Origin of the sequence: Enterococcus sp. DIV0294 (assembly GCF_050558155.1) — a bacterium.
In the GTDB taxonomy this organism is placed as follows: Bacteria; Bacillota; Bacilli; order Lactobacillales; family Enterococcaceae; genus Enterococcus; species Enterococcus faecalis.
Genome location: NZ_CP187889.1, coordinates 2,304,350 through 2,325,925 on the forward strand (window position 1 = coordinate 2,304,350; position 21,576 = coordinate 2,325,925).

At 41.3% G+C, this 21,576-nt stretch carries 18 protein-coding genes, 2 tRNA genes, 3 rRNA genes and 1 pseudogene; all 24 read right to left on the reverse strand.

Translation table 11 applies throughout. From position 1 onward, the window contains the following. Positions 1–3: 3 nt before the first annotated feature. Positions 4–315 carry a ribosome assembly RNA-binding protein YhbY gene (gene yhbY / locus IGJ20_RS11210; RefSeq protein WP_002356298.1) on the reverse strand — a complete coding sequence of 104 codons (312 nt, stop codon included), beginning with the start codon at positions 313–315 and terminating at the stop codon, positions 4–6. 23 nt (positions 316–338) lie between these two features. Continuing rightward, complete coding sequence (yqeH, locus tag IGJ20_RS11215) at positions 339–1,448, reverse strand: ribosome biogenesis GTPase YqeH (protein ID WP_002381381.1); 1,110 nt, start codon at positions 1,446–1,448, stop codon at positions 339–341. Continuing rightward, positions 1,445–1,972: a YqeG family HAD IIIA-type phosphatase gene (locus tag IGJ20_RS11220; RefSeq protein ID WP_002356296.1), complete on the reverse strand. Its 528-nt coding sequence runs from the start codon at positions 1,970–1,972 to the stop codon at positions 1,445–1,447. Before IGJ20_RS11220 ends, yqeH begins: the two co-directional genes overlap by 4 nt. A gap of 221 nt (positions 1,973–2,193) precedes the next feature. Beyond that, positions 2,194–2,982, reverse strand: coding sequence for an acetyl-CoA carboxylase carboxyl transferase subunit alpha (locus IGJ20_RS11225; RefSeq protein ID WP_002368763.1), 789 nt, complete (start codon positions 2,980–2,982; stop codon positions 2,194–2,196). Position 2,983: 1 nt separating this feature from the next. Further along, positions 2,984–3,850, reverse strand: a complete 867-nt coding sequence (gene accD, locus IGJ20_RS11230; protein WP_126254870.1) for an acetyl-CoA carboxylase, carboxyltransferase subunit beta — start codon at positions 3,848–3,850, stop codon at positions 2,984–2,986. A 94-nt stretch (positions 3,851–3,944) separates the two neighbouring features. Then, the gene (locus IGJ20_RS11235) at positions 3,945–5,315 is read right to left on the reverse strand and encodes an acetyl-CoA carboxylase biotin carboxylase subunit (protein WP_002367303.1); all 1,371 of its coding nucleotides are present in this window, start codon (positions 5,313–5,315) and stop codon (positions 3,945–3,947) included. A gap of 7 nt (positions 5,316–5,322) precedes the next feature. Continuing rightward, on the reverse strand, positions 5,323–5,748 hold the full coding sequence (gene fabZ / locus IGJ20_RS11240) for a 3-hydroxyacyl-ACP dehydratase FabZ (protein ID WP_002356286.1): 426 nt from the start codon (positions 5,746–5,748) through the stop codon (positions 5,323–5,325). Between the two features lie 3 nt (positions 5,749–5,751). Beyond that, the gene (gene accB, locus IGJ20_RS11245) at positions 5,752–6,240 is read right to left on the reverse strand and encodes an acetyl-CoA carboxylase biotin carboxyl carrier protein (RefSeq protein ID WP_002397489.1); all 489 of its coding nucleotides are present in this window, start codon (positions 6,238–6,240) and stop codon (positions 5,752–5,754) included. Position 6,241: 1 nt separating this feature from the next. Further along, a complete protein-coding gene (gene fabF, locus IGJ20_RS11250; RefSeq protein WP_002356284.1) occupies positions 6,242–7,477 on the reverse strand; it encodes a beta-ketoacyl-ACP synthase II in 1,236 nt (411 codons plus the stop codon). A gap of 18 nt (positions 7,478–7,495) precedes the next feature. Further along, entirely contained in the window at positions 7,496–8,233 is a 738-nt protein-coding gene (fabG, locus tag IGJ20_RS11255) for a 3-oxoacyl-[acyl-carrier-protein] reductase (protein WP_002356283.1), read from the reverse strand. Between the two features lie 3 nt (positions 8,234–8,236). Beyond that, positions 8,237–9,166, reverse strand: coding sequence for an ACP S-malonyltransferase (fabD, locus tag IGJ20_RS11260; RefSeq protein ID WP_010825501.1), 930 nt, complete (start codon positions 9,164–9,166; stop codon positions 8,237–8,239). Between the two features lie 32 nt (positions 9,167–9,198). Beyond that, positions 9,199–10,156, reverse strand: a pseudogene (gene fabK / locus IGJ20_RS11265) (enoyl-[acyl-carrier-protein] reductase FabK). A 136-nt stretch (positions 10,157–10,292) separates the two neighbouring features. After that, entirely contained in the window at positions 10,293–10,520 is a 228-nt protein-coding gene (locus tag IGJ20_RS11270) for an acyl carrier protein (RefSeq protein WP_002356278.1), read from the reverse strand. 52 nt (positions 10,521–10,572) lie between these two features. Further along, positions 10,573–11,538, reverse strand: a complete 966-nt coding sequence (locus tag IGJ20_RS11275; RefSeq protein ID WP_002362374.1) for a beta-ketoacyl-ACP synthase III — start codon at positions 11,536–11,538, stop codon at positions 10,573–10,575. Positions 11,539–11,553: 15 nt separating this feature from the next. Further along, positions 11,554–11,994, reverse strand: a complete 441-nt coding sequence (gene fabT, locus IGJ20_RS11280; protein ID WP_002362455.1) for a fatty acid biosynthesis transcriptional regulator FabT — start codon at positions 11,992–11,994, stop codon at positions 11,554–11,556. A gap of 389 nt (positions 11,995–12,383) precedes the next feature. Then, positions 12,384–12,614: a YkuJ family protein gene (locus IGJ20_RS11285; protein ID WP_002379802.1), complete on the reverse strand. Its 231-nt coding sequence runs from the start codon at positions 12,612–12,614 to the stop codon at positions 12,384–12,386. A 100-nt stretch (positions 12,615–12,714) separates the two neighbouring features. Continuing rightward, on the reverse strand, positions 12,715–13,605 hold the full coding sequence (locus tag IGJ20_RS11290; protein ID WP_126254871.1) for an NAD(P)-dependent oxidoreductase: 891 nt from the start codon (positions 13,603–13,605) through the stop codon (positions 12,715–12,717). 72 nt (positions 13,606–13,677) lie between these two features. Continuing rightward, positions 13,678–14,901 carry a cell wall glycolipid biosynthesis glucosyltransferase BgsB gene (gene bgsB, locus IGJ20_RS11295; RefSeq protein WP_002389260.1) on the reverse strand — a complete coding sequence of 408 codons (1,224 nt, stop codon included), beginning with the start codon at positions 14,899–14,901 and terminating at the stop codon, positions 13,678–13,680. A gap of 46 nt (positions 14,902–14,947) precedes the next feature. Next, a complete protein-coding gene (bgsA, locus tag IGJ20_RS11300; RefSeq protein ID WP_126254872.1) occupies positions 14,948–15,952 on the reverse strand; it encodes a cell wall glycolipid biosynthesis glucosyltransferase BgsA in 1,005 nt (334 codons plus the stop codon). Positions 15,953–16,144: 192 nt separating this feature from the next. After that, positions 16,145–16,218, reverse strand: a tRNA-Asn gene (locus IGJ20_RS11305). A 6-nt stretch (positions 16,219–16,224) separates the two neighbouring features. Beyond that, positions 16,225–16,340 (reverse strand): 5S ribosomal RNA (gene rrf, locus IGJ20_RS11310). A gap of 96 nt (positions 16,341–16,436) precedes the next feature. Then, a 23S ribosomal RNA gene (locus tag IGJ20_RS11315) occupies positions 16,437–19,349 on the reverse strand. 176 nt (positions 19,350–19,525) lie between these two features. Continuing rightward, a tRNA-Ala gene (locus IGJ20_RS11320) sits at positions 19,526–19,598 on the reverse strand. A 79-nt stretch (positions 19,599–19,677) separates the two neighbouring features. Continuing rightward, positions 19,678–21,238 (reverse strand): 16S ribosomal RNA (locus IGJ20_RS11325). Together the 16S, 23S and 5S rRNA genes with 2 tRNA genes alongside form the textbook arrangement of a ribosomal RNA operon. Positions 21,239–21,576 lie beyond the last annotated feature (338 nt).

Here is a 21,576-nt window from a genome sequence, read left to right on the forward strand (position 1 = left end):
ATATTAAATCTCTTTGACTGCTGCTGAAATTTTTTGATATTTTTCTTTACTTGATGGCTTGAATAAGACCAACACGCGACCAATAATTTGTACCACATCGCAATGAATGGCTGCTGTTAGTTCTTCTGCAACCTCTTCTGCTACTTCATCTGTATTTTGTAATAACGTAATTTTAATCAATTCACGTTTTTCCAACGCTTCATCAATTTGTGTAATCATTGCGTCATTCAAACCACCTTTGCCTACTTGAAAAATAGGTTGTAAATGGTGTGCCTGACTACGTAAATAACGTTTTTGTTTTCCTCTAAGTTTCAAATTGTTTGCCTTCTCTCTAAAATTTAAATTAATGCTTTTCTACGTAAAACATCGACACCTTTAGGCGCCCAACCAGCGACTACACCAGGTTCTGTGACAGTAATCCAACCTAGACCAGCAAACACAATATCCGTTTTTTCTTTCACGGAAAATTCAAAGCGCACTAATTCAGGAAACTCAGCGACTTCATCGGCACGTGGAGGCTGCAATAAGCCACCAACATGTTTTTCATAAAAAGCATCGGCGGTTGCTGTTTTTGTTCGGTGTAAATTTAAGTCATTGGAAACGTAGGCAATGAAGGAACTTTTAGCACCTTGGACATAATCAAAGCGAGCCAAGCCACCTAAAAACAAGGTTTGTTCAGCATTTAATTGGTAAACTTTCGGTTTGATTTCTTTTTGCGGTGCAATAATTTTCAAGTCTTTTTTACCTAGGTAATGTGCCATTTGATGACGGTGAATAATTCCGGGCGTATCGATTAAGAAGTGGCCATCGTCTAATGGAATTTCAATTTTATCTAGCGTTGTTCCAGGAAATTGTGATGTCGTAATCACATCTTGAACACCCACTGTTTGTTGAATGATTTGATTGATTAATGTTGATTTTCCAACATTGGTCACACCTACGACATAAACGTCTCGGCCTTCACGATATTTTTCGATCGTATCTAATAACTCTTGCATTTCTTGTGGTTTCTTGCCACTTGTTAGTAAAACATCAACAGGGCGTAATCCTGCTTCATGGGCCCGTTCTCTCATCCATTGAACCATTTTAGGTTTTTTTAATGATTTAGGCAAAATATCCACTTTATTGCCAACTAATAACACAGGATTATCTCCGATAAAACGATGTAGTCCTGGAATAAGAGAGCCATTAAAGTCAAAAATATCCACTACGTTCACAATCAGTGCATCTTCTGTTCCTAAACCATTCAATAAACGTAAAAAGTCATCATCTGTTAATTGGACATCTTGAATGTCATTATAATGTCTTAAGCGAAAACAACGTTGGCAATAAACTTCCCCTGTTTCCATTCCTTTTTCGAAAGCTGTTTTTGGTGTATAGCCTAATTCATGAGGATTTTCCGTTTGGATAATCGCACCACAGCCAATACAATGAATTGCCTCTGTCATTCTAATCCGCCTCTCCATGTCATTTCTGGATGTTTTTTTGATAAGTATTTCATAATTTTCCGTTCAAAGAACCGATTGATTCTAGTATTCCAGCCATCTGTATCGACAATCGGTTGAACTAAAACATTGCGTATACCCGCTGCGTTAGCTCCCCGAATATCTGTCATAATCTGATCGCCGACCATTAACATTTCAGAAGGCTTCAAGCCTAATTTTTTTTCTGCTAATTTGAAGCCACGTGCGGTTGGTTTCAAGGCACGTGCTACATAATCTAAGTCAAACTTTTCAACAACGCGTTTAATCCGGCTGTCTTTGTTGTTTGAAACAACGAGGACAGTAATTCCTGCATTTTTCATTTCTAATAACCAAGTTTTTAATTCTTCTGTTCCATCGGGATTATTCCAAGCAATTAACGTATTATCTAAGTCAGTTAGTACTGCCTTAATCCCCAGTTTTTTTAATTGTGCGGGGGTAATTTTATAAATCGCATCAATCATCCATGTCGGTTTATATTTTGAAAACATCGTGACTCCTCTCACTGACACTATGTAGTTTCTTCGATTTTAAGAGACTGAAACATAACTAAACAATTATGCTTCAGTCTCTACCTATTGTATTATACTGCATTTTACTGAAAATTTCTATAAAGGACGGTCGTTCCTTGTAAAAGAACAAGTAAAATAAAAGAAAAAATAAAAAAAGCCACCCATCAACCCCTGAAAAGTTCGTTGATGAGTAGTAACTTCTAATATTTGCGAAAACGTTGGTATCTTTTTTCTAGTAACGTTTCCGTATCTAATTTAGCTAATTCAGTTAATTTTGAAATGAACGCTTTTTGTAACATCCGATTAATTTTTGTTTGTTTCAGAGGCTGACCGTTCATAACTTCTGGAATTACTTTATCTACAATAGCTAATTCCTTCAGCTCTGTCGCTGTGATTTTCATCAATTCTGCTGCTTCTTTCGCACGACTGCCATCTTTCCACAAAATAGAGGCGAAACCTTCTGGCGAAAGAACCGCATAAATCGTGTGTTCCAACATCCAAACTTCATCTGCGACTGCTAAAGCTAAAGCACCGCCACTGCCACCCTCACCAATGATGACTGAAATGATTGGCACTTTCAAATCAGACATCTCTAACAGGTTTTGCGCAATGGCTTCCCCTTCTCCCCGCTCTTCGGCACCAATCCCACAATAGGCACCAGCAGTGTTCACAAAGGTAATGACTGGGCGATTAAATTTTTCCGCTTGTTTCATTAAACGTAACGCTTTGCGATACCCTTCAGGATTAGGTGAACCAAAATTACGTTCAATATTTTCTGGTAGATTTCGGCCTTTTTGGATACCTACCACTGTAACTGGTTTACCTTGCAAAGTAGCAACACCACCGACTACAGCTAAATCATCGGCAAAGTAACGATCCCCATGAAATTCTAAAAAGTCCTCAAAAATTGCTTCTATATATTCTAAAGTTGTCAAACGATCTTGGGCTCTTGCCAAGGTAACAACATCATTGGCTGTTTTCTTTTCCATGTTAGCGCCACCCTTCCAAAGAATGTAAACGTAACAAGTCGCTCAATCGTTGACGCAAAAGATTTCTTGGCACAATCTGATCTACAAAACCATGTTCTAAAAGAAACTCGGCCTTTTGAAAATCATCTGGCAACTCTTGACGAATCGTTTGTTCAATTACACGGCGGCCAGCAAAACCGATTAAACTCTGAGGCTCTGCCAAAATAATATCGCCATCCATCGCAAAACTTGCGGTAACACCGCCAGTCGTTGGATCAGTCAATACCGTAAGATACAGCAAGCCTGCTTTGTTATGCCGTTGCAAAGCGGCCGAAATTTTCGCCATTTGCATCAATGAAAAAATTCCTTCTTGCATACGGGCACCACCAGATGCAGTGAAAATCACTACTGGTAAATGCTTTTCTGTCGCCCGCTCAAACAAGCGTGTGATTTTTTCACCAACAATCGTTCCCATACTGCCCATGATAAAATTAGCATCCATGATTCCAATTGCAACAGCTTGTCCTTCAATTGTTGCTTCTCCCGTTAAGACAGCTTCATCTAGTCCAGTTTTTTCTTGCATTTTTTTAATTTTTTCAAGATAACCAGGAAAATTTAGTGGATCTTTTGTCACTAATTCACTGTCCCAATTGTGGAAACTCTTTTCATCAACGGTTATCGCTAATCGTTCCCATGCACCAATCCGAAAACTATAGCCACAATGCGGACAGATTTTTTCTGCACCCATTTCTTTTGTATACAGTGTTCGCTTACAAGAAGGGCATTTTGCCCACATATTATCTGGAACAGAAGGCTTCTTTGATGCATCATTTGCATCAGCACGATTTGGATTAATGCGAATGTAATTTTTCTTTTTAAATAATGCCATTTGCTTACTCCTCGTATTTTAGCGGCAAGAGCTCAGCTCCTTTCAAAAGATCACTGATCTTTCCAAGCAAGAGAGCTCTTGCGGCGTTCTTTCTTTAATGATTGCTTTCTGGCTCCCAATTTGGTAGAAATGTTTCTTGTAAAAAGCTTGTGTCATAGTCACCTGTCAAAACATTGTCATGTGTAATTAAATCCAATTGGAATTCGGCATTCGTAATAATACCTTCTGTTACAATTTCATTTAAAGCCCTTTGCATTTTCATCAAGGCATCAAAACGATTTTCACCATGTACGATGACTTTCGCAATCATTGAATCATAATAAGGCGGAATTGAATACCCTGAATACATAGCGCTGTCTACACGCAAGCCCATTCCACCACTAGGCAACAAGAGATTTTGAATTTTACCTGGTGAAGGAGCAAAATTAAAGGCAGGATTTTCAGCGTTAATTCGGCACTCAATCGCATGCCCAGTCATGGTAACATCCTCTTGGGTATAGCCTAAAGGTTCACCTGAAGCAATTTCTAATTGTGCTTTGACTAAATCAATCCCTGTTACCATTTCCGTAACTGGATGTTCGACTTGGATGCGGGTATTCATTTCCATGAAATAAAAGTCGCCAGCTGGATCCATCAAAAATTCAATGGTTCCGGCATTTTCATAATGCACAGCTTGTGCCGCTCGAACGGCCGTTTCGCCTAACATCTGACGCTTTTCTTCAGAAATAGCAATCGATGGTGATTCTTCTAACACTTTTTGATTATTTCTTTGTAGTGAGCAATCACGTTCCCCTAAGTGAATCACATGCCCATATTGATCACCTAGAATTTGCACTTCGATATGACGTGCTGGATAAATAATTTTTTCTAAATACATATCATCATTACCAAATGCGGCTTTGGCTTCTTGCTGCGCTGAAGTAAAGTGTTTCGGTAACTCTTCTTTTGAAAGAACTTTACGGATTCCTTTTCCGCCACCACCAGCAGCTGCCTTTAACATCACTGGGTAACCAATTTCTTCAGCAATCGTCAACGCTTCTTCGACAGAATCAATGACGCCATCACTCCCAGGAATAACAGGTACCTTAGCTTTTTGCATCAGTTGACGTGCGTTTATTTTATTGCCCATCGCATCAATCGTTTCTGCTTTAGGACCGATAAAAGTAATGTTGCATTCTTCGCACATTGAAGCAAATTGACTATTTTCAGATAAGAAACCAAACCCTGGATGAATCGCTTCAGCATTGGTAACAATCGCTGCACTTAAAACAGCTTGAACATTTAAATAAGAATCAGTTGCTTTCGCCGGTCCAATACAAATGGCTTCATCTGCTAACTGTGTGTGTAACGCTTCTTGATCCGCTTCAGAGTAAACAGCAACTGTTTGAACGCCTAATTCGCGACAGGCACGAATAATACGAACAGCGATTTCTCCGCGGTTTGCGATTAATACTTTCGAAAACATTTTTCACCTATCCAATCATAAAGGTTAATTCAGCCTCGGCAACTTTTTTTCCATTAACTTTTGCCACACCTTTACCCATTCCAGCAGAAGCGCGGACTTTTAAAAGTTCAACCTCTAAAATTAATGTGTCGCCTGGTGTTACCTTTTGTCTAAATTTTGCTTTATCTAATCCACCAAAGTATGCCGTTTTCCCTTTGAATTCAGGCATTGAAAGTAATGCCACGGCGCCTGCTTGAGCCAACGATTCAATAATTAAAACTCCTGGCAAAACAGGATTCCCAGGAAAATGACCTTGAAAAACTTGCTCATTAACCGTTACATTCTTTTTCGCTACAACGCGTTCCCCAGGAATGACTTCTTCAACACTATCTAATAATAAAAAGGGATAGCGATGTGGTAAAATTTCTTGAATTTCTGTAATTGTTAATTTCATGTTTTATTCTCCTTTAGCAACTCGGAATAGCGGCTGACCAAATTCAACCACATCTTCATTGTTGACTAACACTTCCGTAATCACACCGTCAACTGTCGCCGTAATTTCATTCATTAATTTCATCGCTTCAACGATACACACAACGTCACCCGTTTTAACAGTGTCTCCTACTTTGACAAAGTTCTCTTTATCTGGTGCTGGTTGTAAATAAACGATTCCTACAATAGGTGACGTAATTTCTTCTGTCTTTTCATTGGCTGTCGGTGTATTGGTTGGCGTTTCTTCAACGACAGAAACTGTTTCAACAGGCACTGACACACCACTAGCGGCTACTGGTGTTTCTTGTGGTTGCGCCACTGGTTCTACGGCACTTCGTCCAGAAACTGTATTTTTATTCATATATAATTCAAACGAGCCTTCTCGTAAATCAAATTCGGTTAAAGTTGATTGATCAAATTGTGTTAATAATGCTTTTACTTCTTCTAACTGCATGTTAATCCTCCCAGCGTTTTAAGCAAATAACTGCATTGTGGCCACCAAAGCCTAGCGAGTTACTTAAAGCATAATCAAATTTATGCTCTTTGCTTTCGTTTAAAACAACGTTCACCGTAATTGCTTCATCTTGATTTTCCACATTAATGGTTGGCGGAATAAATTGATGTTGTAAAGCATTTAGGGTAGCAATTCCTTCAATTCCACCAGCGGCGCCTAAGAGATGTCCCGTCATACTCTTTGTACTACTTACATACGCCGTTTTTGCGGCATCACCTAAAGCCAATTCAATTGCTTTAGATTCTGCACTGTCATTGGCTTGTGTGCTTGTTCCATGGGCGTTAATATAGCCAATTTTTTCTGGAGAAATCCCAGCTTCTTCCATTGCTAGTACCATGGCTTTCGCTGCGCCGCTCCCATCTGGTGTTGGTGATGTCATATGATAGGCATCGCAATTAGCACCATAGCCAACCACTTCACCTAAAATAGTTGCGCCTCGTTCTAGAGCATGATCTAATGATTCTAAAATAAAGACACCCGCTCCTTCTCCCATCACAAATCCACTACGTTCTTTATCAAAGGGAATTGAGGCTTTTTCTGGGTCAGTCGCCTTTGTTAAAGCGGTCAAGGAAGCAAATCCTGAAATACCGATTTCTGTAATAGGCGCTTCTGCTCCACCAGCAATAATGACATCGGAGTAGCCATGTTTGATATTGCGGAACGCTTCCCCAATTGAATGGGTTGCACTAGCACAAGCCGTCACTGTTGAAGTACAAATTCCTTTGGCACCAACACGTAAAGCAATATTTCCCGCCACCATGTTTCCAATCGCCATTGGAATAAATAACGGTGCCACACGTTCAGGTCCTTTGTCGTGCATCCGAATTACTTGATTTTGAATTGTTTCCAAACCACCAATCCCGGAACCCACCATAACGCCAAACCGATCCACATCTAGTTGACTGGTATCCAAGCCACTCATAGCCATTGCTTCTAAGGCCGCATAAATGCCAAATAACGAAAACTTATCCATGCGTTTGCCATCTTTTTTAACAAAATATTTTTCCATTGGAAAGTCTTTCACTTCAGCTGCTAAGGTGACACCTGTTTCACTAACATCAAATTTACTAATCGGTCCGATACCATTTTTCCCTGTTTTCAAACTTTCTAAAAAAGTCTCAGGTTCATTGCCAATCGGCGAGGTGACACCGTAACCGGTAATAACTACTCGATTCATCCTTTTGACTCCTTTCGTTTATCCGTGCATGACTAAGCCGCCATCAACATTCACGACTTGCCCAGTAATATAGGGACTTTTAGCTAAGAATATCGCTGTAGCTGCGACATCTTCGACTTGCCCAAACGTTTGTAAGGGAATTTGCGCATTCATTTGTGTTTTAACTTTTTCCGATAAAACATCCGTCATTTCTGTTTGGATAAACCCTGGTGCAATCGCATTGCAGGTAATACCGCGCGGCGCAACTTCTCGTGCCACCGATTTAGTAAAACCAACGACACCCGCTTTACTCGCAGCGTAGTTTGCTTGACCAACATTTCCCATTAAACCAGAAACGCTAGCCATATTAATAATCCGACCACTTCGTTGTTTCATCATACGTTTAACCGCTTGTTGGGTCATGTTAAAAGTTCCTACCAAGTTAATATCTAAACAGGCATTAAAATCCTCTTTTGTCATTCGTAATAATAATTTATCATTCGTAATCCCAGCGTTATTCACCAGAATATCAATCGAGCCTAATTGGTCAACGGTTGCTTGAATCATCTCACCTGCTGCATCAAAATCGGAAATATCTCCAGAAAGGCCAATACATTTTACCCCAAAGGCTTCAATTTCTTGTCGTTGTTCTGGCGTAATCTCACTCCGACCGTTTAAAACAATATTGGCGCCCTCTTTCGCAAAAGCCAACGCAACTGCTTTGCCAATCCCACGAGTGCTTCCAGTAATAAATACGTTTTTCCCTGTTAATTCCATTTTTTACCTCCCAGTAAGTGCTGTTAACGTTTCTGTTAATGTTGCAACATCTTCCACACGGTGCATTTCAATTGTTTTGTCAATTTTTTTAACAAAACCAGTTAATGTTTTCCCTGGACCAACTTCAATCATCGTTCCCACGTTCATAGCCTTCATCGTTTCGATACTGTCTTCAAAACGTACCGCAGACATGACTTGCTTTTCCAATAACGCTTGAATTGCCTCTTGGGGCATAATTTTGGCAGTCGTATTACTAATGACAGGAATTTGCATCGTTTGAAAGTTCAATTTTGCTAAATCCTGAGCCAATTTTTTTGATGCTGGTTGTAACAGTGCCGTATGGAAAGGGCCACTCACATTTAACGGAATCATTCGCTTCACACCAGCTTCTTTGAGAAGTGTCATCGCTTGATCAACAGCAGCAACCTCACCACCAATCACGATTTGTTGTGGTGTATTATAATTTGCTGGAGCCACAATTCCGAAAGCACTGGCTTCTTGGCAGGCTTTCTCAATTACTTCACGCTCAGCATTCATGACAGCAACCATTTTGCCAGTTCCTTGTGGTGCTGCTTCTGTCATGTACTGACCGCGCTTTTGGACCAAGGCCACTGCTTCTGAAAAGCGCAAAGCCCCGCTGGCAACCAAAGCGCTATATTCCCCTAAGCTTAAACCCGCTACGACATCAGGCGTTAGTCCTTTTTGTTGCAAAAGACGGTAAAATGCGACACTGACTGTTAAAATAGCAGGTTGCGTATATTCTGTTTCATTTAAACGTTCATTTTCAGTAAAACAAAGTTCTGCCATCTCATAACCTAAGATATGACTTGCTTCATCGAAGGTTTCCCGAACAATCGTTTCTTGGTGATATAATTCTTCACCCATCCCTTGATACTGGGCTCCTTGTCCACTAAATAAAATCGCTGTTTTCATACGACACCTCATTTTTTGTTAAAATTATTCACTTAGCCCCAACGCTGATTCATCTTATGTACAATCGCTTTGCATTCAGACATGAGTGAATCAATGATTTCTTGGGCTGTTTCTTCTTTTTTTATTAATCCAGCAATTTGTCCCGCCATGACGGAACCGTAATCCATATCCCCGTCAACGACAGCTTTGCGCAAAGCGCCCTGACCAATTTTTTCAAACATTTCTAAATCAGGCACTTCTTTTTGGAGTTCTTGCTTTTCTAATTGATTATATTGAGCGGTTAATTTATTTTTTAAAGTACGCACTGGATGGCCAAAATGTTGACAGGTAATTACTGCATCTAAATCACGTGCCTTTAAAACTTTCTGTTTATAATCTGGATGAACGTTGCATTCTTTGGCAATTAAAAAGCGTGTACCTAGCTGGACTGCTTCAGCACCTAACATAAAGGCCGCAGCCATACCACGACCATCACCAATCCCACCTGCTGCAATCACAGGAATTGACACGGCGTCAACGATTTGCGGTAAGCCACTCATAGTGGTTAATTTGCCAATATGTCCACCAGCTTCCATTCCTTCAAAAATGACAGCATCGGCACCAATTTTTTTCCATTCTTTTTGCTAAAGCAACTGAAGGAACTACTGGGATTACTTTAATGTTATGTTCTTTAAAACGAGCCATGTATTTGGCTGGATTGCCCGCACCTGTCGTTACGACAGGAACCTGTTCTTCACAAACCAAATCGACAATTTCATCGGCAAAAGGTGAAAGTAACATGATATTGACACCAAAGGGTTGCTCCGTTAATTCTTTAACTTTTTTAATTTCTTTTTTTACGACTTCTTTTGGGGCATTGCCGCCAGCAATAATCCCTAATCCACCAGCGTTTGACACGGCACTTGCTAATGAAGCATCGGCTACCCAAGCCATACCGCCTTGAAAAATGGGATAATTAATTCCAAGCAACTCACATAACTGTTGATTCATTGATTTTATACGTCCTTTAGTTCTAAGATAAGTACACTTCATTCAAGTAAAAAAGGATTTTTCCGGCTTATTTACTTGTTTTTTTAGGGACTGGGTCATTTAGCAATTAAATGTCCCAGCCCCCTATTTTCATGTATTAGTTTGCTTGTTGTTTTTCTACATATGTTACTAAATCTTGAACGGTTTGGATGCCATCTTCTGTTTCGATTTTCACATCAAATTCATCTTCGATTTCGTTAATGATTTGGAATAAATCTAAGCTATCCGCGTCTAATTCTTCTTGAATGTTTGTAGTTAATTGTACCTCTTCAGCATCTTTTCCTAATTCTTCTACGATAATTGCTTGAATTTTTTCAAATACCATGTGTATATTCCTCCAAAATAGTCATTTTCTTCATTTATATGTGAACAGTTTTTTACAGCGTTAGGAGCAGTGAGCCCCATGTTAAGCCGCCGCCAAATCCTGTTAGCACCACGCGTTGTTGGGAACCTAAAATTAAGGTCCCATTTTCAACTGCTTCATCCAACAAAATAGGAATGCTAGCAGCTGAGGTATTGCCATATTTATCCATATTCGTTAAAAACTTCTCGCGGGAAATCTTCGTCTTACGTGCAATTTTATCGATAATGCGCACATTTGCTTGATGTAGTAGAAGATAATCCACGGTTTCGTCCGTCACGAGGGATAAAATATTTTGTGAAACATCTTTAATCGCAAAATCAAAAATACTACGTCCTTCCATCTGTAGCGTCTTACTAGCCTGCTCATGCCCCTGATAAAAAGGACTTTCGTTGATCGTGTAGCCTGACGTTAAAGCCGCCCACCGTTGTCCATCTGCTTGTAATTTTTCATCTAGAAAATGCGGTGTCTCAGCCGCTTCAATCAAGACGCCGGCAGCCCCATCACCGAAAAGCACCGCTGTGGAACGATCGGTCCAATCCAACATTTTGGAAAATGTTTCGCCACCAATTACTAGACCTGTTTGATAACGACCACTTAAGACTAGTTTTTCTGCCATGCTTAAGGCATAGACAAAACCAGAACACGCTGCACTGATGTCAAAAGCAAAAGCCTCAGTAGCGCCAATTGCGCCTTGCACTTGGCAAGCAACAGAAGGCATATTGAAATCTGGTGTCACTGTTGCAACTAAAATAAAGTCAATCTCACTTGCTTGCTTTCCAGATTTTTCCAATAACTGTTTTGCGACTTGATGACATAAATCAGACGTATTTTCTTGCGTAACGATGCGACGTTCACTAATGCCTGTTCGCGAATGTATCCATTCATCAGAGGTATCCATCATTTCACTCAGTTGGTGATTCGTGACACAATTCTCTGGAACATAACGGCTTGTACAACTAATTCGTGCATAATTCTTCATGGGGATCCTCACTTTTTATTTGTATTCTTGCAAGAAATCATGAAGATTTTTTAGTGCTCTTAACAGCGCTTGTTCTTCTTCTTGCTCCATGCCTTTCAAAATGTTTTTAACCATTTCACGATGAAAATGCTGATGGACTCTAAAAAGTAATTTTCCTTTTTTAGTTAAGCCAAGCTTTACTACACGTCGATCATCTTCACTACGCAAACGTTCAACATAGCCTTTTTTAACTAAGTTGTTAATCGCTACAGTAAGTGTTCCGACGGTAATTGACAGTTCCTTGGCTACTTCTGAAGACGTTTTTTTCTTGTACATACCAATTGCTTCGATTGTGTGCATCTCCGTAATGGATAAATCATTAAATTGTGATTTTTTCAATTCAGATTCTTCAATCGTTAAGATGTCATTAAAGACACTGACTAAGTAATCGTTGACTGTTTCTAAATTAGGTTCCATTCTGTGCACCATCCATATACTTTGATTATCAAAACATTTGATGTTCAAACTATATCGTAAATAAGCAAAGAATGCAAGAGAATTTTCTATATTTTTAATGAAATATTCTTCAAACATTTCAAAAAAGGCGCATTTTCAAGGGACGAGGCTTTTAAAAAAAGGATCAATTACTTTGATACCCAAACTATTTTCACAGAAAAAGGAAAGAAGTGCAACTAAAAAGCATCACTGGCACTCCCCTGATTGAGAAGTGCCAGTGATTTTTGTTATATAATTCTTAAACTCCCACTAAGCTATTGCTACAACTTGACTGGATAATACGAGAAGAGAGTGAACCAGAAGCTTTGGTGCTTCTACTCCACTCCCTTATTAAAATGTAGGACGATTAATTATTGAATTAAGTCGTAAATTTCCATTGCTACAATATCGATGTTATCGAATTGATAGCTTTGGTGCGTATCAGATTCTGTTAATTCAAATGTTTCTGTTGATTTATCAAAACTTACAATACATTTCTCTACGCCTTCACGTTCAAAGCGGCGTACTTGTACTTCATTATCTGCTGCTTCGATCATTGCTTCCAGTCTCTTAATAATCGCCACAAGTTGTGAATGTTTCATCAGTGGGCCTCCTTTTGCAAACTAGTTCTGTACCATTGTAACAAAACATTGCCTAACTTGCATGATTTTTCGTCATTTTTTTTGATTTTTTTGTTGTTCTTTAATTTTTATTCGTTGGTTGCTTGCCATCTGTCCACCAAAGCTTAATTAAGGCCTGTGTGCCATCATTTTCAAACCCTTTATCTGCAAGGCTTTCATATAATTCTGTCGCTTTTTGCGTCGCTGGCAATGGAAGGTCAAGTTTTTTTGCTTCATCTAACGCAATCTTTAAATCTTTGATAAAATGTTTAACAAAAAAGCCTGGCGTATAATCTTCTTTTAAAATACGCGGACCATAATTACTTAATGACCAGTTTGCAGCACTACCACCACCGACTGTTTCCAGAACTTTTTCTAAAGTTAATCCTGTCGCATTTGCGTAAACGAGCATTTCAGTCAACCCGGTCATTGTGCCTGCAATCATTAACTGATTCGCCATCTTAGTATGTTGCCCTTTTCCAGCTGAGCCGTGTAGCATAAACGTTTTACCAAATGTTTTGAAAATTGGTAAGACGGTCTCATAACTTTCTTGATCGCCACCAACCATAATTGTTAAAGTACCATTTTTAGCACCTAAGTCACCACCAGAAACTGGCGCATCCAACGCATGAGCACCCACTTCTGCTGCTTTTTTGGCAATCTTTTCAGCCAAGGTCGGCGTACTTGTGGTTAAATCTACTACTATTTTACCTGTAAGATCTGCTTGAAAAATCCCTGTTTCATTAAAATACACGCCTTCAACATCTGAAGGAAAGCCAACCATTGTAAAAATGATATCACTCGCTTCCGCAATTGCTTTTGGCGTACCATACCAAACTGCTCCTTCAGCAACTAAATCATCTGTTTTACTTTTTGTTCGATTGTAAACATTGACAGATAAATTGTTTTTCATCATGTTACGAATAATTGATTTCCCCATGACACCCGTTCCAATAAAGCCGATTTTAGACATAGTAGCTTCCTCCGTTCTTAAAATAAAAAACTTTCCTCCTTCAGTATAAACGAAGGAGGAAAGTTTTGCAGTTTATTTTCTTAAAGATGTAAATTTTACTTTAATTTTTTTTATTGAGTCCGCATTTTCTTTTTCCATTTGAAGTTGATCAAAGTAAATCAATGTGTCTTGATAAAATTCAATCATTTTGTTGCCAAAGTTTGTAGAAGAAATTTCAAATAATTTTTCATCTAAAATAGTTTGGTCCATTTTAATATTTGCTTGTATATAGTCAATCAATGTTGGGGCAAAATCACTGTCTGTCTTAAAAGTTTTGCCTAAGCTTTCATGATCAAATAAATTATTTAAATAGGCGTTCCCTTCTGCAACACATTGAACGCCAGCAGCCATAGCTTCTGTATAAGTTAAGCCTTGTGTTTCTGACGTTGAGGCGCTGACAAAATAGTCAGCAGCTTTATAATAAATCGCGACTTCTTCATTTGGCACTTCACCCGTAAATTGAACGTATTCACTGACTTCTAGTTCTTCTGCTAATTCTTTTAAATCCTCTAAATAGGGACCATTTCCAACTATTACTAAACGAGTTTGTGGTAATTTTTCAATAATTTGTGGTAACCCTTGAATAATTGCTTGAATATTTTTTTCATAAGAAATTCGACTTAACGATAACAACATAATCTGTTGCTCTTCAATACCTAATTGTTGACGCATTCCAGCGATCATTTCTTCAGTAATATCGGGACGTAAAAACTTATCAATTTCGATCCCTGTTGGAATAATTCTCATTGGTGCGGTCACTCCATAATCCCGTAATTTTTCAATTACACGTTCACTGGGACAAACAACACCTGTCGTATGATTTGTAAACACTCTTGAAAAGAATTTAACATGTGATGGACGGACAACTTTTCCTTTAGCAATATAATGTAAGTAATCTTCATACATCGTATGATACGTATGGATGACAGGGATTTTCATTTTTTTCCCAACCATTTTCCCTAAAATACCCGCACCAAATTCAGTATGTGTATGAATTAAATCTAATTCCAATTCTTTGGCAATTAAATAGGCATACCACATACCGCGAACCACTACTCGGCGATCTTTAAAAGACACGAATGGCACACTAGGCATTCGTATGACATCTTCTTCAAAATCAGTCGCGTTAGGATCGGTTGTCGTAAAAATATACACTTCATGGCCGTGCTTTTCTAATTCATCTTTTAAGGTCTTAATAGAAGTCGCTACCCCACTCACTTGCGGGAAATACGTATCAGTAAAAAAACCAATTTTCACTCTCATTACCTCCATTTCATCTAACAATAACTGCCTTCAATATTTGTTAAGATAAGACTGTTTCGTAGACTTCTTTTAACTCGTAACCAATTTGCTTGATACTTCTTTGCTCTGCTACTTGATAGCCTGTTTCTCTAGTGCTAGGTATTTTCCCTTCTAATAAGCCTTCAATATATTTTTTAAATTCTTCAATAGACTGACCCATATAACAATTTTCATTAGCTACTAGCCAGCCTTGGTAAACTGGAATATCACGCACTAAAACTTGTTGCTGACTAGCTAATGCTTCTAAGACAACAATTCCTTCCGTTTCTTCACGAGAAGGGAAAAAGAAGAGATTCGCTGCCGCATAGGCCCCTTCGATGACATCTCCTTTAATATAACCTGGGAAAATAACATTTTCTGGATGATCTTCTTTTACTAATTGTCGGATATTTTTTGGGATAGAATACATTGGTGTATCACCAAACCAAATAAATTGATACTCTGGTAACTGTCGCGCAACTTCAATAAAATCAGTGATTCCTTTGCGTTCAAAAAATAATCCCACACAAATAATTACTTTTTTCTCTTCATCTATTTTAAAATATTCTCGGAATTTTTGTTCCTTTTCTTCTGAAGGATAAAAGCGTGATAAATCAATACCATTTGAGATCGCCGAAATAGGCACTTTAATGCCATATCCTTCTAGCAATGTTTTAGAATACGGTGTTGGTGTAATTAAATGATCCGCTTTGGAATACAAACTGATAAGATATTTTTTTACTAATGGTGCCAGTTGATTAGACCCAATAAAGGAATTACGAAAATCTTCTTCTGTCGAATGGGCATGATAAATAACTTTTTTTCCTAGTTTACGTGCTTTTCTGACCATACGATGGCTATTTATGCCATATGTATTAATATGCAATATATCATAGTCACTGCAATCAGCATCTAATGTATATTCTATTCCAACTTCAGAGAGCGCTCGTTTCTGGTGATCTAATGCTCGACCAATACCTGATTTGGCTAAGATTTTCTCACCTTCAAAATATAACAATATTTTCAAACCCGCTCCTCCTTTTCTGCTTTACTAACTATAATAAACACATTATACCATAGCTAAAATTTGATGTATTCATTCTTCGGTAGGATCCTTTTAATCTTATAAATGTTTTTAAGGTCCCTTCTTCAAGCTTATCAAAAAATAGTGAATAAAACAAAAAAAGCAAAAACCAAGTTGGTTTTTGCTTTTGCTCAACTCCGGCAGTAGGACTCGAACCTACGACATCATGATTAACAGTCATGCGCTACTACCAACTGAGCTATGCCGGAATAATCGCGTGGCGACGTCCTACTCTCACAAAGGGAAACCCTTCACTACAATCGGCGCTAAGAAGCTTAACTTCTGTGTTCGGCATGGGAACAGGTGTATCCTTCTCGCTATCGCCACCACACTGGGTGTTGTTTCTTATTGAGTTGAATCTTCATTCACTCAAAACTGGATTGAAGTTTGAATCAAAATAACCAAGTTGCTTTTACTTATCCATTCTTTGGTTAAGTCCTCGACCGATTAGTATTGGTCCGCTCCAACTATCACTAGCCTTCCACTTCCAACCTATCTACCTGATCATCTCTCAGGGGTCTTACTTTCTTAAAGAAATGGGAAATCTCATCTTGAGGTGGGCTTCACACTTAGATGCTTTCAGCGTTTATCCCTTCCCTACATAGCTACCCAGCAATGCCCTTGGCAGAACAACTGGTACACCAGCGGTAAGTCCATCCCGGTCCTCTCGTACTAAGGACAGCTCCTCTCAAATTTCCAACGCCCGCGACGGATAGGGACCGAACTGTCTCACGACGTTCTGAACCCAGCTCGCGTGCCGCTTTAATGGGCGAACAGCCCAACCCTTGGGACCGACTACAGCCCCAGGATGCGACGAGCCGACATCGAGGTGCCAAACCTCCCCGTCGATGTGGACTCTTGGGGGAGATAAGCCTGTTATCCCCAGGGTAGCTTTTATCCGTTGAGCGATGGCCCTTCCATGCGGAACCACCGGATCACTAAGCCCAACTTTCGTCCCTGCTCGACTTGTAGGTCTCGCAGTCAAGCTCCCTTCTGCCTTTACACTCTTCGAATGATTTCCAACCATTCTGAGGGAACCTTTGGGCGCCTCCGTTACCTTTTAGGAGGCGACCGCCCCAGTCAAACTGCCCATCTGACACTGTCTCCCACCACGATTAGTGGTGCGGGTTAGAGGGTTCATAACACAAGGGTAGTATCCCACCAGCGCCTCCTCCGAAACTAGCGTTCCGGTCTCATCGGCTCCTACCTATCCTGTACATGTGGTACAAACACTCAATATCAAACTACAGTAAAGCTCCATGGGGTCTTTCCGTCCTGTCGCGGGTAACCTGCATCTTCACAGGTACTAAAATTTCACCGAGTCTCTCGTTGAGACAGTGCCCAAATCGTTACGCCTTTCGTGCGGGTCGGAACTTACCCGACAAGGAATTTCGCTACCTTAGGACCGTTATAGTTACGGCCGCCGTTTACTGGGGCTTCAATTCTGAGCTTCGCCGAAGCTAACCCATCCTCTTAACCTTCCAGCACCGGGCAGGCGTCAGCCCCTATACTTCATCTTACGATTTTGCAGAGACCTGTGTTTTTGATAAACAGTCGCTTGGGCCTATTCACTGCGGCTGACCGAAGTCAGCACCCCTTCTCCCGAAGTTACGGGGTCATTTTGCCGAGTTCCTTAACGAGAGTTCGCTCGCTCACCTTAGGATACTCTCCTCGACTACCTGTGTCGGTTTACGGTACGGGCAGTTGTTTTCTCACTAGAAGCTTTTCTTGGCAGTGTGACATCAGGAACTTCGCTACTATTATTTCGCTCCCCGTCACAACTTGTCCTTAAAGAGTAAAGCATTTAACTCTACTCAAGACTCATTGCTTGGACATGCACTTCCAATCGCATGCATTCCTTAGCCTACTGCGTCCCTCCATTGCTCAAACAAAAACAACTGGTACAGGAATATCAACCTGTTGTCCATCGCCTACGCCTATCGGCCTCGGCTTAGGTCCCGACTAACCCTGGGCGGACGAGCCTTCCCCAGGAAACCTTAGTCATACGGTGGACAGGATTCTCACCTGTCTTTCGCTACTCATACCGGCATTCTCACTTCTAAGCGCTCCAGCCGTCCTCACGATCGACCTTCAACGCCCTTAGAACGCTCTCCTACCACTACACCTAATGGTGTAGTCCACAGCTTCGGTAATATGTTTAGCCCCGGTACATTTTCGGCGCAGGGTCACTCGACTAGTGAGCTATTACGCACTCTTTAAATGGTGGCTGCTTCTAAGCCAACATCCTAGTTGTCTGTGCAACCCCACATCCTTTTCCACTTAACATATATTTTGGGACCTTAGCTGGTGGTCTGGGCTGTTTCCCTTTCGACTACGGATCTTATCACTCGCAGTCTGACTCCCGGATATAAATGAATGGCATTCGGAGTTTATCTGAATTCGGTAACCCGAGATGGGCCCCTAGTCCAAACAGTGCTCTACCTCCATCATTCTCAATTCCGAGGCTAGCCCTAAAGCTATTTCGGAGAGAACCAGCTATCTCCAAGTTCGTTTGGAATTTCTCCGCTACCCACACCTCATCCCCGCACTTTTCAACGTACGTGGGTTCGGTCCTCCAGTGCGTTTTACCGCACCTTCAACCTGGACATGGGTAGATCACATGGTTTCGGGTCTACGACTACATACTCATTCGCCCTATTCAGACTCGCTTTCGCTGCGGCTCCGTCTCTTCGACTTAACCTCGCATGCAATCGTAACTCGCCGGTTCATTCTACAAAAGGCACGCCATCACTCATTAACGAGCTTTGACTTGTTGTAGGCACACGGTTTCAGGATCTATTTCACTCCCCTTCCGGGGTGCTTTTCACCTTTCCCTCACGGTACTGGTTCACTATCGGTCACTAGGGAGTATTTAGCCTTGCGGGATGGTCCCCGCGGATTCCGACGGAATTTCTCGTGTTCCGCCGTACTCAGGATCCTCCTAGGTGTTGTCAGCATTTCGTCTACGGGGCTTTCACCCTCTTTAGCGGAATTTTCCAAATCCTTCAACTATACTAACAGACTACCATATTGGAGTCCTACAACCCCAACAAGCAAGCTTGTTGGTTTGGGCTCTTCCCGTTTCGCTCGCCGCTACTCAGGGAATCGAATTTTCTTTCTCTTCCTGCAGGTACTAAGATGTTTCAGTTCTCTGCGTCTACCTCTAATCAGCTATGTATTCACTGAAAAGTAATATCCTATAAAAGATATTGGGTTCCCCCATTCGGAAATCTCTGGATCATAGCTTACTTACAGCTCCCCAAAGCATATCGGTGTTAGTCCCGTCCTTCATCGGCTCCTAGTGCCAAGGCATCCACCGTGCGCCCTTATTCACTTAACCTTATCAACCTTGCGGTTGGGTCTTGATCACTTCTTCTAGCGATAGAAGGTTAATCAATAAATAAGCAATTGAACTTATTAAAAAACTCATTCAACGCGGTGTTCTCGGTTTGTTTTGATTCTTTTTACTTCAATATCCAGTTTTCAATGAACGAATCTGATAGCAAAAGCTATCAATGGAGCCTAGCGGGATCGAACCGCTGACCTCCTGCGTGCAAAGCAGGCGCTCTCCCAGCTGAGCTAAGGCCCCGAACTTATTTGATTAAGAGTAGACCTCTCAAAACTGAACAAAGTAAAGACGAAATGTGTATTTCCGTAATATTCCTTAGAAAGGAGGTGATCCAGCCGCACCTTCCGATACGGCTACCTTGTTACGACTTCACCCCAATCATCTATCCCACCTTAGGCGGCTGGCTCCAAAAAGGTTACCTCACCGACTTCGGGTGTTACAAACTCTCGTGGTGTGACGGGCGGTGTGTACAAGGCCCGGGAACGTATTCACCGCGGCGTGCTGATCCGCGATTACTAGCGATTCCGGCTTCATGCAGGCGAGTTGCAGCCTGCAATCCGAACTGAGAGAAGCTTTAAGAGATTTGCATGACCTCGCGGTCTAGCGACTCGTTGTACTTCCCATTGTAGCACGTGTGTAGCCCAGGTCATAAGGGGCATGATGATTTGACGTCATCCCCACCTTCCTCCGGTTTGTCACCGGCAGTCTCGCTAGAGTGCCCAACTAAATGATGGCAACTAACAATAAGGGTTGCGCTCGTTGCGGGACTTAACCCAACATCTCACGACACGAGCTGACGACAACCATGCACCACCTGTCACTTTGTCCCCGAAGGGAAAGCTCTATCTCTAGAGTGGTCAAAGGATGTCAAGACCTGGTAAGGTTCTTCGCGTTGCTTCGAATTAAACCACATGCTCCACCGCTTGTGCGGGCCCCCGTCAATTCCTTTGAGTTTCAACCTTGCGGTCGTACTCCCCAGGCGGAGTGCTTAATGCGTTTGCTGCAGCACTGAAGGGCGGAAACCCTCCAACACTTAGCACTCATCGTTTACGGCGTGGACTACCAGGGTATCTAATCCTGTTTGCTCCCCACGCTTTCGAGCCTCAGCGTCAGTTACAGACCAGAGAGCCGCCTTCGCCACTGGTGTTCCTCCATATATCTACGCATTTCACCGCTACACATGGAATTCCACTCTCCTCTTCTGCACTCAAGTCTCCCAGTTTCCAATGACCCTCCCCGGTTGAGCCGGGGGCTTTCACATCAGACTTAAGAAACCGCCTGCGCTCGCTTTACGCCCAATAAATCCGGACAACGCTTGCCACCTACGTATTACCGCGGCTGCTGGCACGTAGTTAGCCGTGGCTTTCTGGTTAGATACCGTCAGGGGACGTTCAGTTACTAACGTCCTTGTTCTTCTCTAACAACAGAGTTTTACGATCCGAAAACCTTCTTCACTCACGCGGCGTTGCTCGGTCAGACTTTCGTCCATTGCCGAAGATTCCCTACTGCTGCCTCCCGTAGGAGTCTGGGCCGTGTCTCAGTCCCAGTGTGGCCGATCACCCTCTCAGGTCGGCTATGCATCGTGGCCTTGGTGAGCCGTTACCTCACCAACTAGCTAATGCACCGCGGGTCCATCCATCAGCGACACCCGAAAGCGCCTTTCACTCTTATGCCATGCGGCATAAACTGTTATGCGGTATTAGCACCTGTTTCCAAGTGTTATCCCCCTCTGATGGGTAGGTTACCCACGTGTTACTCACCCGTCCGCCACTCCTCTTTCCAATTGAGTGCAAGCACTCGGGAGGAAAGAAGCGTTCGACTTGCATGTATTAGGCACGCCGCCAGCGTTCGTCCTGAGCCAGGATCAAACTCTCATAATAAAAGTTAGAACAATCTTGCGATTGTTAAGCTCAATTTGTTTGCTAGCATATTGCTTGCTTGTTAAAAATGTTTGTTGTCTTGAATTGAATCAAGACGCCCTACACATTTGGTTCGTCTATTCTTTGTTCAGTTTTCAAAGGTCTACGTTACCTCGCAGCAACTTTCACATCATAACAAACTTTCGTTTGAATGTCAAGAACTTTTTTAAAAGTTTTTTTAAGTTGTTTTGCTCGGTTATTGTTGTCTGTTGTGACAACTTCTATATCTTATCATCTCGCTTGTTATTTGTCAACAACTTTTTTTGTTGTTTTTTCAAACTTTTTTCGAGAGATTTGAA